Origin of the sequence: Burkholderia sp. BE17 (genome assembly GCF_009362305.1) — a bacterium.
GTDB classification, from domain to species: Bacteria; Pseudomonadota; Gammaproteobacteria; order Burkholderiales; family Burkholderiaceae; genus Burkholderia; species Burkholderia pyrrocinia_C.
The window spans coordinates 18156-32399 of sequence record NZ_WHNU01000023.1; the positions used below are offsets into that span (position 1 = coordinate 18156).

The following is a 14244-nucleotide window of genomic DNA, read 5'->3' on the forward strand; positions in this document are numbered from 1 at the left end:
CGGTCGTGCGGCGCGCCGCACGTATCACGCGCCGTCGCGTGCTTCGCGGATCGGGATCACGGTGCGGCCGCCGCACTGGCGCAGCAGGTCGCGCAGTTCGTTGATGACCGGAAACACCTCGTGGTTCCAGTCGGCGCCCTGGCGATCGTGCGCTTCCTGCTCGCGCTCGACGATCCAGCGATCCTCGCGGAAGATGCGCTCGGTGAACCAGACGAGCAGCGGCCACGCGAGATCGAGCGCGAACGGGATGCCGGGCTTGTGGATCGACAGCAGTCCGAACGTGCGGTTGGTGCGTTGCTCGGCGTCGAGCGGCACGTAGACGATCCACAGGTCCATCACGAGCGTGCCTTCGCTCGAACGGATCCGCAGCGTCTGGTACGGGTAGCCGGTGCGCACCGTCATCACGCTCTTGTCGGACTGGTCGGCCGGCTTCTTGCTCGCGCCGAACACGAGCGCCTCGCCGACCGGCTGCTTGCCCTCCATCCGTGCGAACGTGTAGTCGACCTCGACCCAGTCTTCGCCGCGGCGCCGGCCCAACGAGCGCGCGCGCATCTGCCCCATCTGCTTGCGGTGCAGGAACTGATGGTTCATGTCCATCAGGTTCTCGTGCATGAACGAGTAGTGGCACTTGACCTCGCGGCCGAAGCGGCGGGTCTTGTACGCGGGGTTGTCCGCCGATTCGAGCGCGGGGAACGGCCGCGTGTCGGCGAGCATCGCGTCGCCGGGAAACACGAAGATCAGCCCGTGCGCCTCGCGGCACGGATACGCGCGCACGCCGTTCGGCAAACGCTCGCGGCCGAGGTAGGGCACGTCGACGCAGCGGCCGCTGTCGCACGCGTAGGTCCAGCCGTGATAGCAGCAGCGCAGCGTTTCGCCGCTCACGACGCCCGCATGCAGCGGCACCTGGCGGTGCGCGCAACGATCTTCGAGCGCGTACACGGCGCCCGATTCGGTGCGCACGAGCACGATCGGATCGCCGGCGAAACGCACGCCGAGCGTCTTGCCGCGCTTGAGCTCGCGCGACCACGCGAGCGGATACCAGTGATCGGGGTGAATGGGCACGCGGCGCAGGTCGCGCACGAGCGCGCCGGAAGACGATTCTTCGAGGGTGCTGCTGTCAGGCAAAGGCACTGCGAGCATGCGTGACGTCTCCTGGCTGGGCAGAAAGTCCGGGCGCCGCAAGAAACGGCGGGGATCTTGAGAAGTCTACGCGAAGTTGCCCGTTGCGGCGGACGCGATGCGGGTTTGCCCCGGCATGACGGCCGGGGTTTCGTTGATGCGGCGCAAACCGGGCCGCAGGCGGCGCGCGCCGGCCACGCGCGGCCGCCCCCGGCCTCGGCCCCGGCCGCGCGTCGGGCGGCGGGTGGCGGGCGGCATCCCGTCACGCGGCGAGCGGTACTGCGTCACGCGGCGGGCTACCGGTCACGAGCCGGTATCGCGCCACAGCACCGCGTCCGTGCGGTACAGCGCCGGGAAGCGCTGCTTCAGCCCGGCGACCTTCGGCAGGTCGTTGAACGCGATATACGGCGCGTCGGGGTGCAGTTCGAGGTAGTTCTGGTGATAGGCCTCGGCCGGATAAAACCCCTTGTACGCCTCGACGCGCGTGACGACGGGCGCCGGAAACACGTGCGCACTGCCGAGCTGCGCGATATACGCGGTCGCGACCGCGCGCTGCTGCGCGTTGGTCGGGAAGATCGCGGACCGGTACTGCGGCCCTTCGTCGGGACCCTGCCGGTTGAGTTCGGTCGGGTCGTGCGCGACCGAGAAGAACACCTGCAGCAGCCGGCCGTACGTGATCTGCGTCGGGTCGTAGACGATGCGAACCGATTCCGCGTGCCCGGTCAGCCCCGAGCCGACGAGCGCGTAGTGCGCGGTTTCGGACGCGCCGCCCGCATAGCCGGCCGTGACCTGCTTCACGCCCTTCACGTGTTCGAACACGCCCTGCACGCCCCAGAAACAGCCGCCGGCGAGCACGGCCGTTTCGTCGTGCGACGCGCCCGGCGTTTCGTCGAGCGTCGGCGCGGGCACGGTGCGCATCGGCTCGGCGGAATTGACGATGCGCTGGAAGCCGAACACGGCGGTGGCCGCGACGGCGATGGCGCCGATGCGGCGCAGCATCGCTGCGCGCCGTCGCGGTGCGGAATCGCGGGTGGGTGTCGGGTTCATCGTTTGCTCCTTCGGAATGCGTTGTAAAAGACGATGCTCGGGTGGCGGCGTTGCCCGCGTGCGGCGCCCGCGTTTAACCGAAAGTGAATGCGTACGCATCGACGCCGGGATCGAGAAACTCGATCGCGAACGTGCGATCGGCGATCGCGCCGGGCTGCCGGACGAGCTGGTACAGGCGCTGCGCGGTGACCGTGCCGTAGCCCTGCGCGTCGACGTCGGCGCCGTGCGCGGCACCGGGCGCCGCGCCGTCGAGCGTTACGCGAAAGCGCACGGGCTGGCCGTTCGCGCCCGGGCCGAGCACGAGGTGCAGGTCGCGTGCATGGAAGCGATAGACGATCCGGCCGGCCGGCGCGGCGAGCGACGCGCGCTCGGCGCCGACCTGCCAGGTGCCGGCGAGGCCCCAGTCGTTGAGATCGGGGCGCGCCGGTGCGTCGTAGCGGTGCGCCGCGTCGCGCACGACGCCGCCCGGCGACGAGAAATCTTCCGCGCGCGCATAGCCGACGTAGGTTTCGGGCGAGCGGACGTCCGCGGTATCTGCTGCCGCGAGCGCGCCCTTCGCGGGCGCACCGGCCAGCCCGAGCGGCACGTTCAGCGCTTCCGGATGGCCGGCTTCGGCGAGCAGCGACTGGATCGCGCGTTCCGACTGCGCGTATTCGCCTTCGCCGAAGTGGTGATGGCGGATGCGCCCTTGCGCGTCGATGAAGTAGTGCGCGGGCCAGTATTCGTTGCCGAACGCGCGCCAGATCGAATAACCGTTGTCGATCGCGACCGGGTAGTCGATGCCGAGGTCGTGCACGGCCTTCTTCACGTTGCCGATGTCGCGCTCGAACGCGAACTCCGGTGCGTGCACGCCGATCACGACGAGCCCGTACGGCGCGTACTTGCGCGCCCATGCGTTGGTGTACGGCAGCGTGCGCAGGCAGTTGATGCACGAATACGTCCAGAAATCGACGAGCACGACCTTGCCGCGCAGGCCGGCCGCCGTCAGCGGCGGCGAGTTCAGCCACTGCACGGCGCCGTCGAGCGACGGCAGCGTGCCTTCGACGGGCAGCGCGGACGGCTTCACGTCGGCCGCGCGCATCATCGCGCCGCCAGCCTGCGCGCCATCGGCAGTCGCGGCCATCATCGCACCGCCGCTTGCGTTGCCGGACGTGTTGCCGGCAGCGTTGCCCGTGGCGGCCGTCGTTGCGGGCGCACCGTTCGAGCGCCCGCCGAGCCGGTCGACGAGCTTCGTCTCGAGCCCGCCCGTCGTGACGGTCGACAGTTGCGCGAGCGCACCCGTATCGAGGCCGAGCGCGATCGCGCCGACGCCGGCCAGCAGTGCCGCGCCGATCCCGCGCCGGATCCATTCGCCGGCGCCGAGCGAGCGCTTCATCGCGGCGAACACCTTGCCGCCGATCACGAGCGCGACGGCGAGCGACGTCGCCGCGCCGGCCGCATACGCGACGAGCAGCAGCGTCGTGCCGACGCTCGCGCCGCGCAGCGCGGCGCCGGTCAGCACGAGCCCGAGGATCGGGCCCGCGCACGGCGCCCACAGCAGGCCGGTCGCGACGCCGAGCAGCAGCGACGACGCGGGGCCGGCCGGGCGGCCGTCGCGCTGCGCGAGACCGGTGAGCCGGTTGCCGGCCGCGACGAGCGGGCGCGTCAGGTGTTCCGCGAAGCGCGGCATCAGCAGCGTCAGGCCGAACACCGCGAGCAGCACGATGGCGATCCAGCGGCCGGCCTGGTTGGCCTGCGCGACCCAGCCGCCGCCGACGGCGGCGAGCGTCGCGACGACGGCGAACGTGAGCGCCATGCCGGCCAGCAGCGGCAGGCCGGTGCGCACGAACGGCTGGTCGGCGCGCGCGAACACGAACGGCAGTACGGGCAGGATGCACGGGCTCAGGATCGTGAGCACGCCGCCGAGATAGGCAAGGACGATGAGCAGCATGGTGCGTTCTCCAGTCGGTCGGGAGCGGGGCCGGATCAGGCGGCGGCCGGGTGGAAGGCGAGCGCGAGCCCGTTCATGCAGTAGCGCAGGCCGGTCGGCGGCGGGCCGTCGTCGAACACGTGGCCGAGATGGCCGCCGCAGCGGCGGCAGTGCACTTCGGTGCGGACCATCCCGAACGACGCGTCGGCGTGGGTGCCGACCGCGTGGTCGAGCGGTTTCCAGAAGCTCGGCCAGCCCGTATGGCTGTCGAACTTGGTGGCCGACGAGAACAGCGCGAGGTCGCAACCGGCGCACGCGAACGTGCCGGGGCGGTGCTCGTCGTTCAGCGGGCTGCTGTACGGCCGCTCGGTGCCGGCTTCGCGCAGGATCGCGAACTGGGCGGGCGTGAGCCGGCGATGCCATTCGGCGTCGCTGAGCGTGATTTCGAACGGGGCGGCCATCCGTGGGGCGGCCATCCGCGGGGCGGCTGGCGGCGGGGCGGCCGGCGGCGCGGCGAACGCGCGGCCGACCAGCGCGCGGCGGCCGGTGGACGACAGCGCCGCGAGCGCGGCGAGGCCGGTGGCGCCGGCGAACAGCAGCAGATGTCTGCGGGTGGGCATGATGGGCTCCTGGAAGCAAGTCCTGAAAACATGCGCCTATCGTAGGCAGCGGCCGGTGTCGAAGTCCTCACGGAAAGTTAAATGAATTGTGATGTTTTCCGGGTGTTCCGACCAGTTCCGCTGAAATCCGTCCGAGCCACGTCTGGCAAGGGTTTTCTGGATATGGGTAGTTCACCGACTTACACGGCGCTGCAACTGTGCTGCACCGTCGACGTCGACGGTCAACCCGAATCCTGCGCGATCACGGCCGAGGCGCTCGAGGATCATTTCGGCGCGCGCTCGGCGCTGGAAGCCGACCTGCGCGACGCGTTCGAGCGCGGCCGGGCCCTTACGCTCCCATGCCGCCATTGCTCGACACAGCAGGCCGACGCCTCCGTCCGAACCCGAATACCGCGGCCTTACCGGCCAGGAGCGCCGGTTCGGCCCGCGCGCGTCGCTTGCTCGGGTTCGGCAGCCGCCGGCGCGTGAGCCGGTGAAGCCGGCGGCGCCGCACTCATATACGCCGGTGCGGCCTTTTTCTCCTTTCGTACTCCCGGTGGCGGCGCGGTCGGACGCTGCTCCATGTCGGTCAGCATCTGCCTGCACGGCAGCGGCTGATCGCGGCCCGGCTGGAGCAATGCGAGCAAACTCGCGAGCGGATTCAGCAGGCCCAGCGCCACCGCCGCCCCGCCGCGCGCGATGAGCGCCTCCGGCTTCACGCCCACGTGAGGCTGCTTGAAGGTGCCGGTGACGTATAGCGGCGAGCGCAGCGATATCACCCGGAACCCCTTGGTATGCGGATGAATCGTCAGGTTCATGGTCTCGTCCCGCAGGTTCACGTCACCGTTCATGCCGATCACCGCATCTTCGGTGTCGAGCGCGAATACGCGCGAGTCGAGCACGCCATTGATGGCCACGAAATCGGCCACCGCGCAGTTGATCTTCACGTCGCGATCGCCGAACAGCTTTTCGTACACCACGTTCGCCACGTTCAATCCGGCCGCTTCCATCAGCTCCAGGCTCACGGTGCCGTCCGTGACCAGCGTCTTCACTTCTCCGTTGGACGTTGCGGCGAGCGCCGCCGGCGAGTTGCCGGTGGCCGACAGCGCGGCATCGCCGTTGACTTCGCCGAGCGCCGTCTGCATGACCGCGAACGTCGGGAACAGCTGCTTCAGCTTCAGGTGCCGCGCCTGCAGCGTGAACCGCCCCTTGAGCGGCGCGCCACTGCCGTCCAGGTGGACGTTCGACGCCAGCGTGCCGCCCGCGACGCCGAAGTTCAGCGGGTTGAGCGTCAGCACGCCGTCCTGCATGACGACGTGGGTCGTCAGGTCGGTGATCGGCAAGCTCGGGGACTTGATGATGCGCTGCCCGGTGAACCGGACGTCGGCGTCGATCTTCTTCCAGCGCTCCGTGCGGAACGCCTCGACCGGCAGTGCCTTGTTCGCGGGCTGCGCGACCGCGGCGCCGCGGCGGGCCTTGCTGGCATTCGTGTCGGCGCCGATGAGCGGCGCAAGGTCGGCGAACCGCAGCACCTTCGACACCAGCGTGCCCGACAGGAGCGGCCTCGGTTCGCGCGAAACGTACACCAGCGTGCCGGTGAGATCGCTGCCGCCGACACGCCCCGTGAAGTCCTCGTACTTGAAGACATTGCCGGACGCGCGGAATTGCCCGACCAGCCGTCCGTCGGTCGCATAGGGCGGGGTCTCGGGCAGCGTGATGCCGGTGACGTCGTACAGGTGCGCCATGCTGGTGCCCGCGAGCCACAGTCGCAGGTCGACAGCCGCCAGGTGCGCCGGATCGGTCAGCGTGCCGACGAGCGCCAGCTTCGTATCGCCGAAGCGTAAATTGGCCTGGATCGGAAACGGGCGCTGACCGCCTTGCAGCCCCAGCACGTTTCCGATCTTGCCGTTGCCGGCGACGTGCCCTTTCCTGTAGGTTCCGTCGACGGTCCACCCGATCGTGTAATCGCCCGCGCTTACGGACGCCGCGGGCGCGGCGCCTGCCGACGCGCCCGACGCTGCGGAGGCCGTCGCGTGCGACGCCGGTGTCGCGGACGCGCTCGACGCAGCCGATACCGCCGGGGCGATCGCAGTAGTGGATATCGCGGCCGACGCTTGCGACGCCGCGGCCAACGCTTGCGACGCCGCTGCCGATGCGCGGGATGCCGCTTCGATACCCGACACGGGCGCCGGGGATCGTGCCGCACCGTGGTGTACCTGCGCCGCGAGTTTCTTTTGGCCCTCCTGGCCGATGGCCTGCGCCGATTCGCTGTGCGCCAGCGCCGCCTGCTGCTTCAACGCATCGCCGAACGCAATTGGCTTGCCGAGCGTGTCGATCACACCGCTCAGGTCGAATTGCTTCTGTTCATCGTAGTAGCGCAGCTTGCCGGTGGCGAACGCGACATCGTGCAGGTCGAGCGTCCACTTGCCCGGACGATCGGCATTCTTGAGCTGGAACGTCCAGTTGACGCGCCCGTCCGCGAGGCGTTCGAGGTCGACGGATGGATTGACGAGGTCGATGGCCGGAATCACGATGCGGCGCGCGATCAGCGGCAGCGCCTCGACTTCGAAGCTGATCGCGTCGAGCGTGGCGAAATGCTTCGTGCGCGCCCAGTCCGGGTTGGAGATCGTGACGTTGCGGGCGCTGAATCGCGGCCATGGCACCCAGGCGCGCCAGCCATGCTCGCTCACGGGCCGGTGCCACCCGACACGCAGGTCGCCGTTGATGGCGAACTGCCGTCCGATCGCGTCCGATACCTTGTCATCGACCCAAGGGCGCGCGCGGTTCCAGTCGAACGTCGCGACGAAGGCGAACAACGCGGCAATCGTCAGGGCAACGACAACGGCAAGCCACGCGGCCACCTTGCCGACGGTATGGCCGTTGTGCATCTTTCACTCCCGGTTGGGCTGCACGGAAACGATGGCGCAATTCGTGTTCCCGAACGCATTTCGACTAGCCAGCCGGTCGGTCTCAGCGTTGCAACCAGCAATGCGAGTCGGAAAATGGCGAGCCCAATGGGATCGGATGGTTCAAACAAGGGCAATCGACGTGTGCCGGCACCTGAGCAATGCGAAACGTATCAACGCTGAAACATTTTCATCCGCTTGCGACGACTTTTCGTGCATTCCGGCGGTTCATGTCGCCATGGGAATCGAATGCATCGCGATGGCATATCGCTTGCTACTCAGATTGCACCCGCAGACGAGTGATCCGGGAAATAGCGTTCAGGTGCCGATCCTCTTCATGAGGATCAAGAGGAAATCGTAATGAGCATACTCGCGACTTACACGTTCGCATTGCAGCGCGGCAGCCATGCAACGTTCCTTATTCCTCAGAACGGCTGCCCATCCGGCGCGGCCCAGTTTTTCCTTGCCGCGCATCTGTCCGATGGTGCTGGATCGCTTGCCGACAGATTCCACCGAGCGAACCGGTCTGCCCAGCTGACTTCACCCGACGCGCATGAGAATTTGTCCTATCGCTACATCGTCGATCTCGGCGGGCATATCCTCGCGTTTCGGCACGATTCGGAAGGGAGCGAGTGGGAGCGGTTTTTCTCCGGACACTACGCGGAATTCATCAATGGGCACGCGCCGCTCAAGGTGCTCGGCGATGGTGTGCTGAAGCACATCAAGTCCTGCACCGGCGGAAATGACGAATGGGTGACGCGCGGGCAGCTTGTCAGGCGTCATGCCGCAGCCGTGGAGACACTGTCGTTGCAACGCGAACGATTTCCGGAGCGGGCGGATGTCATTTCAAGCTATCAAAGCGATGTCGATGCACTGGCCGTTTCTCTCCGGCGATACAGCGAATGTGAGGATTTCGAATGAATACGGCAGAATGTTTCTTGAAAATATCGAGCTGCGTCATCTGACATATTCAGAAATGAATGAATCAGTGAGTATATGAAATACATGGGGTTCATATACTCATACCATTTCGCATGCTTGCTTAATTCAGAGAAATGGCAACGTTTCCGAGTCATGGCATCCACCTACGAAGTGGCGGACCGGAAATGGATGCAAGCGCGTTAGAATGTGCCCACTAAATTTCGCATTGAATCGTCGCAGGAAATGGTGGAGTCGTTACAAACTCTCGAGCACCTTGTTGCGTTGAAAGCGGGAGGCATGCGTTCGCGCATGTATACACAATCCGATTGTCCGATACGAACATTCCATGCAGACCATGCTAAGTCCGCACGAAATTACTACTTTAATGATCGTTTGGGATGCTCCAGATCAGATCGAACCGGATCGCGACGAACTCGTCACGCTCATCGAGCATCGTCTGATCTCCGTTGATCAGCCGGCCTCGGGTTGTCGGCGTGTCCAGATTACCGCAGAGGGCCGCGCTGTCCTGAAAGCGGTCTCGCGAATGCGTTGAGTGATCCGGAGTTGGCCGAAAATGACGGAGGCTGCCATGAGCGGAGCATGGGTCGGGTTCGTGGTCGGCGCGTTCGTGCTGGCGATTGCGGCAATTGCCGCAATCAACCGCTATCGCCGCGAGCATCGTCGCGCGGAATTGCTTAGAAATCTGGACCACCATGAATGGTGGCACTGGACTCATACCTCCACTGCGGGTTCGCGAACCGCGAAAAGATGAACCACGCACATCGCAGGCCACGCATCCGACAGGTCGCGCACGACACGTTGCAATAACGCGTCGTGCGTGGCCATCTCTACCGGCTAGACGAGGTGATCGTCGCCGAGAACCATACGGTGATCGGCGGACTCGGCGAAGCGGTGGCGACTGCGTTGATCGGGGCCGGCGTTGCCGTACCGTTCCGCCAGATCGCGCTGCCGGATGCGTACCTCGCCGCGGGCGCGCTGCCGACGTTGCACGAGCGCTACGGGATCTCGGCCGGCGCGATGCAAGCGAACATCAAGTCGTGGCTCGCGTGGCAGCTGAAGCCACCGAAACCGCCGGTGTGCAGCCCGCAGAGCAACGGCATGGCCGAGCTTCGTGAAGACGATGAAGCGCGACTATGGGGCCTTCATGCCGAAACCGGATGCCGCGACGGCCGTGCGGAATCTCGCCATTGCGTTCAAGCATGACAACGAGAAACATCCCCATAGCGCACTGAAATATCGCTCACTACGCGAGTTTCGATGTGCGGTGGATTCATCGACCGAAGTGTGAGGCTGGGTCCGGGACTGCGGGGGTAACTCCACTTTGTGCCGCGGACGCGGTCGCCATCGGCCTCACGGCACGTGACAGGTGCTGTTGCGCCGGGGATGGTGCCGAGGCGGCAAGCAGCGTGGATTCTGGTCCGGATTGTCCGTTGGGGGCGGCGAGGTGCGCTGGAACCGCTTCCGTCACAACAGGCAGATCCGACGCAGCGTGACCGTTCTCAGATAGACGGATTTATCGAGCCATGGCACGAACACATACTCGTCATATGCGTCGCAACCGATCAGAATCCAGTGGGACAGAACGTTGGACATGATGGTCTCCTTGACTCCGTTCGCTTCGATGTGAAGGGCGCCGACGCGTCGCGGTCGTCATCCGCCGGCCCACGCACCGTATACCCGGCGAGTGCGGCGCCTATTCCCGAAACCGCGCGATGCACTTCATGCGCGGGATGTCGCGCGTCGCTGGAATAAACGGGCCCGCTCCGCGGTATGCCGATCAAGCACCGGACGCATCGACGGGGAGGCGCCAATGAACGGCAAGGAGAGGCAAACCCGGAACATTCCGGGCCGATCGCAGCGCGACGGCAAGGGTGCCTCGAAGGTGAACGAGGCACGGCGGTCATCGTCGTTCCAGGATCGCATCGGCATGCACCCACCGTGGCGCAACCGTGCGCCGCGTGCCGCGCAGCACGCGATGGACGCCGATGCCGGTAAACCGGCATCGGCGCACGACGGGATTCACAAGGCCGCGCGAAGGCTGCAACTCGGTTCCGGCATCTTGCTGTGGCTCTATATTTCCATTCATATGGTCAATCACGCGCTCGGCATCTGGTCGATCGATATCGCCGAGCGCGCGCTGCACCTGGCAATCGGGATGTGGCAAAGCGCGCCCGGCACGATCCTGCTGTATGGCGCTGCCGGCCTGCATTTCGCGCTGGCGATCCGCACCATCTACGGCCGCCGACACTGGGCGCTGCCGCCCGCCGGATGGCTTCGTCTGTGGGTGGGACTCAGCCTGCCCTTGCTGTTGATACGCCACGTCGTCGGGACACGGGTTGCGACATCGTTCTACGGCTTCGAGCCGAACTACGAACGGGTCATCGTGTCGCTCCTCACGAGCGGCACGCAGGGTTTGCAGATCGCGCTGCTCGCACCGGGATGGGTACACGGCAGTCTCGGGCTGTGGTTTCATTTGCACCGCCATGCCTTCTTTCGGCGTGCGAAGTTTGTGCTGCTGGCGATGCTCGTCCTGCTGCCGGTGTTGTCGGCGGCGGGATTCGTGCAGATGACGCGCGCGATCGTGCCGGGAAGTCTCGCCGCACCGGCACCCGACGCGGCGCTGGTCGCGCACCGCGCCGCGCTCGACGGCTGGCGACATCTCCTCGTCGCCGGCTATCTGTCGTTGATTGCGAGTGCGTTCGTCGGCGGTCAGCTGCGAAACAAGTTCTTCAGCGGCGATTCGCACGATCCATCCTGCGAGCAGCGGCGAACGGATGCATGAACACCGCCCGCTCGCGATTCGCGTTCCGCGCACGTCGATTGCGTCCCGCACGGGTGCGCCGGCCGGGCAAAGACTGCTGACAGGAACTGGCAGGGGCTTCGGCGATACTGTGTGCTTTCGCAATCATCGATCTGCGGCGCACGTCGGATCCACTCGCAATGACCACCACGCAAGCTCCCGTCCCGCTGAAGGAATCGCTGGCCGCGCGGCAGTTCCACGCGCTGTCCGACGTGCTGCATTCGATCGAGCCTGCCTTCGACCGGGCGGCATTCCTTGCGACGGCGCTCGACGGCCTCGACGGCTTGACGCTGATGGAGCGCGTCAGGCGCGCCAGCGTGGCGATCGACACGGGGGCGCGGTCGCTACCCGGCGGATACGATGCCGTGCTGGCGTTGTTGCAGGAGGCGGCACCTCGATTGGGCCGCGGTTTCGTCTCGCTGATCGCCCCCGATTATGTCGGGCAGTACGGTCGGCACGCATTCGACCGCTCGATGGACGCGCTGAAATATTTCACGCCGTTCGGCTCGTCGGAATTCGCGGTGCGCGAATTCCTGCGCATCGACAGCGCTCGCGCGCTCGCAGTGATGGAAACCTGGTCGCACGATGCGGACGATGCAGTGCGCCGGCTGGCAAGCGAGGGAAGCCGCCCGCGCCTGCCATGGTCGTTCCGGCTCCGCGAGATCGAGGCCGACCCGGTGCTGGCCGCGCGGATACTCGACGATCTTCGCGCCGACTCGAGCGCTTATGTCCGCCGCTCGGTCGCGAATCACCTGAACGATGTGGCGAAGACGCATCCGGCATGGGTGCTCGATCGAGCCGAACGATGGGGCGGCGACCATCCGCATACGCGATGGATCGTCCGTCATGCGCTTCGCACCCTCGTGAAGCAGTGCGATGCGCGAGCGCTCGCGATACTCGGTGCCGAAAGCGCGCCTCGGCTGGAAGTCGGCCCGTTTGACGTGACGCCCGCGCAGGTGGTGCTCGGCGAGTCGATCACGCTCGCCTGCGAGCTGCATTCGACGGCCGGGACGGCGCAGCGGCTCGTCGTCGATTATCGTATCGCCTACGTGAAGCAAAATGGCGATGCGTCGCCGAAAGTGTTCAAGCTGAAGGCACTGACGCTCGAACCCGGCCAGCGCATCACGCTGCGGCACAGTCGGTCGATCCGCGATTTCACTACGCGCCGGCATTATGCGGGCCGGCATGAGGTCGAGCTGATCGTCAACGGCCGGGTCGTGGCGCGATCCTTCTTCGAACTCGCCGTGTGAGTGGCCGTTGGCCGGTGCGAAGGAGGGGGGACGAAACGACGGGCGTGTCGGCCGCAGGCCGCGGGCCACAAACGGTCATTCGACCTCGCTGCCCGGATCGTTGCAATCCGCTTCATACACCACACCCACTGGCGCAGAGCCGACCGACAGGGAGTCCTCGATGACCGGAATATCCATCAGGTCCGCAAACACGGACGATGCGCAGGCGATCGCCGATTTCCACGTCAAGGTCTGGCGGCATACCTATCGCGATCTCGCACCGGCGCAAGCGCATGCCGTGCTCGACGAGCGTTATCGCGGCAAGAAATGGCAGGAAAAGCTGGCGTCGAACGACGGCGACCAGCTCGTGCTCGTTGCGGAGACCGACGGCAGGATCGTAGGAATCGGCGCGGCCGGCGCGCCGTCGGAACCGATATTCGACGGCCGCGGCGAGATCAAATTCCTGTATGTCGATCCCGAATTCAAGCGTCGCGGCATCGGCCGAAAGCTGCTTGCCCAACTCGCGGCTCATTTGGGAAGGTTGCGGTATCGGGGCGCCGCGTTGAGCGTCGTCAAGGGCAACGCGTCCGCGATCGCCTTTTACGAGGCGCTGAACGGGCGGTTGGCTGGCGAGTACGTCGATGCGGGTCCGATCTGGCGGTCGCACAACATCGTCATGGTGTGGGACGACCTGGCGAATCTCATTTCCTGACCGAAACCCTGCCGCAAGCAACGACGCATATCACGCGAGGCACGCTCGCAGCCACGACGTGAACGCGGTCACGAGCGGCGTCCCGGTCAGCTCGTGACGCGTGACGAGATAGTACGCATGACGTGACGGCACCGTTGCGCTGAACGGCCGCACGAGCGTGCCGTCGATCAGGTCGTCGCGCACCGACAGGCTGTCGCCGAGCGCGACGCCTTGCCCGTGCACCGCGGCTTCGACACCGATGTGCGCGTTGCCGATCTCGAGGATGCGGATGCCCGGCAGCTTGTCGGCGTTCGCTTCCGCCAGCCAGCGCATCCACGAGCCAGCATGCTCGCAGAACAGCGTGCGTCCGGCGAGATCCTGCACCTTGCGGATCGCATCGGGCCCGTTCATCAACGCCGGGCTCACGACCGGGAACAGCGCCGGATGCTCGAGCAGCTCGACGTGCCGGTTGCGCCAGGTGCCTTCCCCGTAGCGGATGCAGACGTCGACGTCCGTCGAATAGATCTCGCGTTCGTCGTTCGACGGAATCACCTTCAGGTGGATGCCCGGATAGCGCTCGAGAAAATCGCCGATGTGCCGGGCGAGCCAGCGCGACGTCAGCGACAGCGGCGTCGACACGACGAGATCGCCGACGGCGGCCGGCGAATCGAGCCTGACGGTGGCGTTCGCGATCATGTCGAACGCGGCGCCGACCGGTTCCAGCAGCGCCTCGCCTTCGGGCGTGAGCTTCACGCGCGCCTTTGATCGGACGAATAGCGCGACGCCGAGCGTGCTTTCGAGAATGCGGATCTGGTGGCTGACCGCGCTCGCGGTCACGTGCAGTTCGTCGGCGGCGGCCGACACGCTGCCGCGCCGGGCGGCGGCTTCGAAGGCGCGAAGCGGGTTCAGCGGGGGCAGGCGGTTGCGCATCGGCGAGTGTGTCGGAGGAGGGGGTGCTGAGAAAAACTTCATTTAAGCGGAGTCAATTTCTCGCTACAACAA

General features: G+C 66.4%; 14 protein-coding genes and 2 pseudogenes. 9 read left to right on the forward strand and 7 right to left on the reverse strand.

Annotated features, from left to right (window positions below; all coding sequences use genetic code 11):
* Positions 1–24 precede the first annotated feature (24 nt).
* The 4 genes from GD429_RS20410 to msrB form a co-directional block, all read right to left on the reverse strand.
* Positions 25–1140: an aromatic ring-hydroxylating oxygenase subunit alpha gene (locus tag GD429_RS20410; protein WP_152859322.1), complete on the reverse strand. Its 1116-nt coding sequence runs from the start codon at positions 1138–1140 to the stop codon at positions 25–27.
* Between the two features lie 282 nt (positions 1141–1422).
* Positions 1423–2166, reverse strand: a complete 744-nt coding sequence (gene msrA / locus GD429_RS20415; protein WP_152859324.1) for a peptide-methionine (S)-S-oxide reductase MsrA — start codon at positions 2164–2166, stop codon at positions 1423–1425.
* A gap of 73 nt (positions 2167–2239) precedes the next feature.
* Positions 2240–4096 carry a cytochrome c biogenesis protein DipZ gene (locus tag GD429_RS20420; protein WP_152859326.1) on the reverse strand — a complete coding sequence of 619 codons (1857 nt, stop codon included), beginning with the start codon at positions 4094–4096 and terminating at the stop codon, positions 2240–2242.
* Positions 4097–4131: 35 nt separating this feature from the next.
* Entirely contained in the window at positions 4132–4695 is a 564-nt protein-coding gene (gene msrB, locus GD429_RS20425) for a peptide-methionine (R)-S-oxide reductase MsrB (RefSeq protein WP_152859328.1), read from the reverse strand.
* A 162-nt stretch (positions 4696–4857) separates the two neighbouring features.
* Here msrB and GD429_RS42080 point away from each other — a divergent pair, with 162 nt between their 5' ends.
* Positions 4858–5163 carry a DUF1488 family protein gene (locus tag GD429_RS42080; RefSeq protein WP_152859471.1) on the forward strand — a complete coding sequence of 102 codons (306 nt, stop codon included), beginning with the start codon at positions 4858–4860 and terminating at the stop codon, positions 5161–5163.
* Here the strand turns inward: GD429_RS42080 and GD429_RS20435 are convergent.
* The gene (locus GD429_RS20435; protein ID WP_152859330.1) at positions 5094–7562 is read right to left on the reverse strand and encodes an AsmA family protein; all 2469 of its coding nucleotides are present in this window, start codon (positions 7560–7562) and stop codon (positions 5094–5096) included. The genes GD429_RS42080 and GD429_RS20435 overlap by 70 nt on opposite strands.
* Before the next feature lie 378 nt (positions 7563–7940).
* On the opposite strand from GD429_RS20435, the gene GD429_RS20440 reads away from it, so the two are divergent.
* The 5 genes and pseudogenes from GD429_RS20440 to GD429_RS42090 all read left to right on the forward strand — a co-directional run.
* A complete protein-coding gene (locus tag GD429_RS20440; RefSeq protein WP_152859333.1) occupies positions 7941–8501 on the forward strand; it encodes a hypothetical protein in 561 nt (186 codons plus the stop codon).
* Between the two features lie 346 nt (positions 8502–8847).
* Positions 8848–9054: a hypothetical protein gene (locus GD429_RS20445; RefSeq protein WP_415748947.1), complete on the forward strand. Its 207-nt coding sequence runs from the start codon at positions 8848–8850 to the stop codon at positions 9052–9054.
* A gap of 36 nt (positions 9055–9090) precedes the next feature.
* Entirely contained in the window at positions 9091–9273 is a 183-nt protein-coding gene (locus GD429_RS20450; RefSeq protein WP_152859334.1) for a hypothetical protein, read from the forward strand.
* Between the two features lie 92 nt (positions 9274–9365).
* Positions 9366–9566, forward strand: a pseudogene (locus GD429_RS42085) (transketolase C-terminal domain-containing protein); the annotation flags it as partial.
* A gap of 9 nt (positions 9567–9575) precedes the next feature.
* Positions 9576–9810, forward strand: a pseudogene (locus GD429_RS42090) (integrase core domain-containing protein); the annotation flags it as partial.
* A 176-nt stretch (positions 9811–9986) separates the two neighbouring features.
* On the opposite strand, the gene GD429_RS41650 reads toward GD429_RS42090, so the two are convergent.
* Positions 9987–10115 carry a hypothetical protein gene (locus tag GD429_RS41650; RefSeq protein WP_258285093.1) on the reverse strand — a complete coding sequence of 43 codons (129 nt, stop codon included), beginning with the start codon at positions 10113–10115 and terminating at the stop codon, positions 9987–9989.
* Positions 10116–10497: 382 nt separating this feature from the next.
* On the opposite strand from GD429_RS41650, the gene GD429_RS20465 reads away from it, so the two are divergent.
* The 3 genes from GD429_RS20465 to GD429_RS20475 all read left to right on the forward strand — a co-directional run bounded on the left by GD429_RS20465 (position 10498) and on the right by GD429_RS20475 (position 13263).
* Positions 10498–11304, forward strand: coding sequence for a hypothetical protein (locus GD429_RS20465; RefSeq protein ID WP_152859336.1), 807 nt, complete (start codon positions 10498–10500; stop codon positions 11302–11304).
* Positions 11305–11462: 158 nt separating this feature from the next.
* Positions 11463–12572 carry a DNA alkylation repair protein gene (locus GD429_RS20470; RefSeq protein WP_152859338.1) on the forward strand — a complete coding sequence of 370 codons (1110 nt, stop codon included), beginning with the start codon at positions 11463–11465 and terminating at the stop codon, positions 12570–12572.
* A 7-nt stretch (positions 12573–12579) separates the two neighbouring features.
* Positions 12580–13263 (forward strand): GNAT family N-acetyltransferase, encoded by a 684-nt coding sequence (locus GD429_RS20475; RefSeq protein ID WP_227791690.1) that lies wholly within the window; start codon positions 12580–12582, stop codon positions 13261–13263.
* A gap of 30 nt (positions 13264–13293) precedes the next feature.
* Here the strand turns inward: GD429_RS20475 and GD429_RS20480 are convergent, their stop codons facing one another.
* Complete coding sequence (locus GD429_RS20480; protein WP_152859340.1) at positions 13294–14172, reverse strand: LysR substrate-binding domain-containing protein; 879 nt, start codon at positions 14170–14172, stop codon at positions 13294–13296.
* Positions 14173–14244: the final 72 nt, after the last annotated feature.

Coding starts and splice junctions, on each gene's coding strand:
- msrB (WP_152859328.1), bottom strand. CDS start 4,695: ATGCCCACCCGCAGACATCTGCTGCTGTTCGCCGGCGCCACCGGCCTC.
- GD429_RS20450 (WP_152859334.1), top strand. CDS start 9,091: ATGAGCGGAGCATGGGTCGGGTTCGTGGTCGGCGCGTTCGTGCTGGCG.
- GD429_RS41650 (WP_258285093.1), bottom strand. CDS start 10,115: ATGTCCAACGTTCTGTCCCACTGGATTCTGATCGGTTGCGACGCATAT.
- msrA (WP_152859324.1), bottom strand. CDS start 2,166: ATGAACCCGACACCCACCCGCGATTCCGCACCGCGACGGCGCGCAGCG.
- GD429_RS20465 (WP_152859336.1), top strand. CDS start 10,498: ATGGACGCCGATGCCGGTAAACCGGCATCGGCGCACGACGGGATTCAC.
- GD429_RS20420 (WP_152859326.1), bottom strand. CDS start 4,096: ATGCTGCTCATCGTCCTTGCCTATCTCGGCGGCGTGCTCACGATCCTG.
- GD429_RS20440 (WP_152859333.1), top strand. CDS start 7,941: ATGAGCATACTCGCGACTTACACGTTCGCATTGCAGCGCGGCAGCCAT.
- GD429_RS20435 (WP_152859330.1), bottom strand. CDS start 7,562: ATGCACAACGGCCATACCGTCGGCAAGGTGGCCGCGTGGCTTGCCGTT.
- GD429_RS42080 (WP_152859471.1), top strand. CDS start 4,858: ATGGGTAGTTCACCGACTTACACGGCGCTGCAACTGTGCTGCACCGTC.
- GD429_RS20480 (WP_152859340.1), bottom strand. CDS start 14,172: ATGCGCAACCGCCTGCCCCCGCTGAACCCGCTTCGCGCCTTCGAAGCC.
- GD429_RS20410 (WP_152859322.1), bottom strand. CDS start 1,140: ATGCTCGCAGTGCCTTTGCCTGACAGCAGCACCCTCGAAGAATCGTCT.
- GD429_RS20445 (WP_415748947.1), top strand. CDS start 8,848: ATGCAGACCATGCTAAGTCCGCACGAAATTACTACTTTAATGATCGTT.
- GD429_RS20470 (WP_152859338.1), top strand. CDS start 11,463: ATGACCACCACGCAAGCTCCCGTCCCGCTGAAGGAATCGCTGGCCGCG.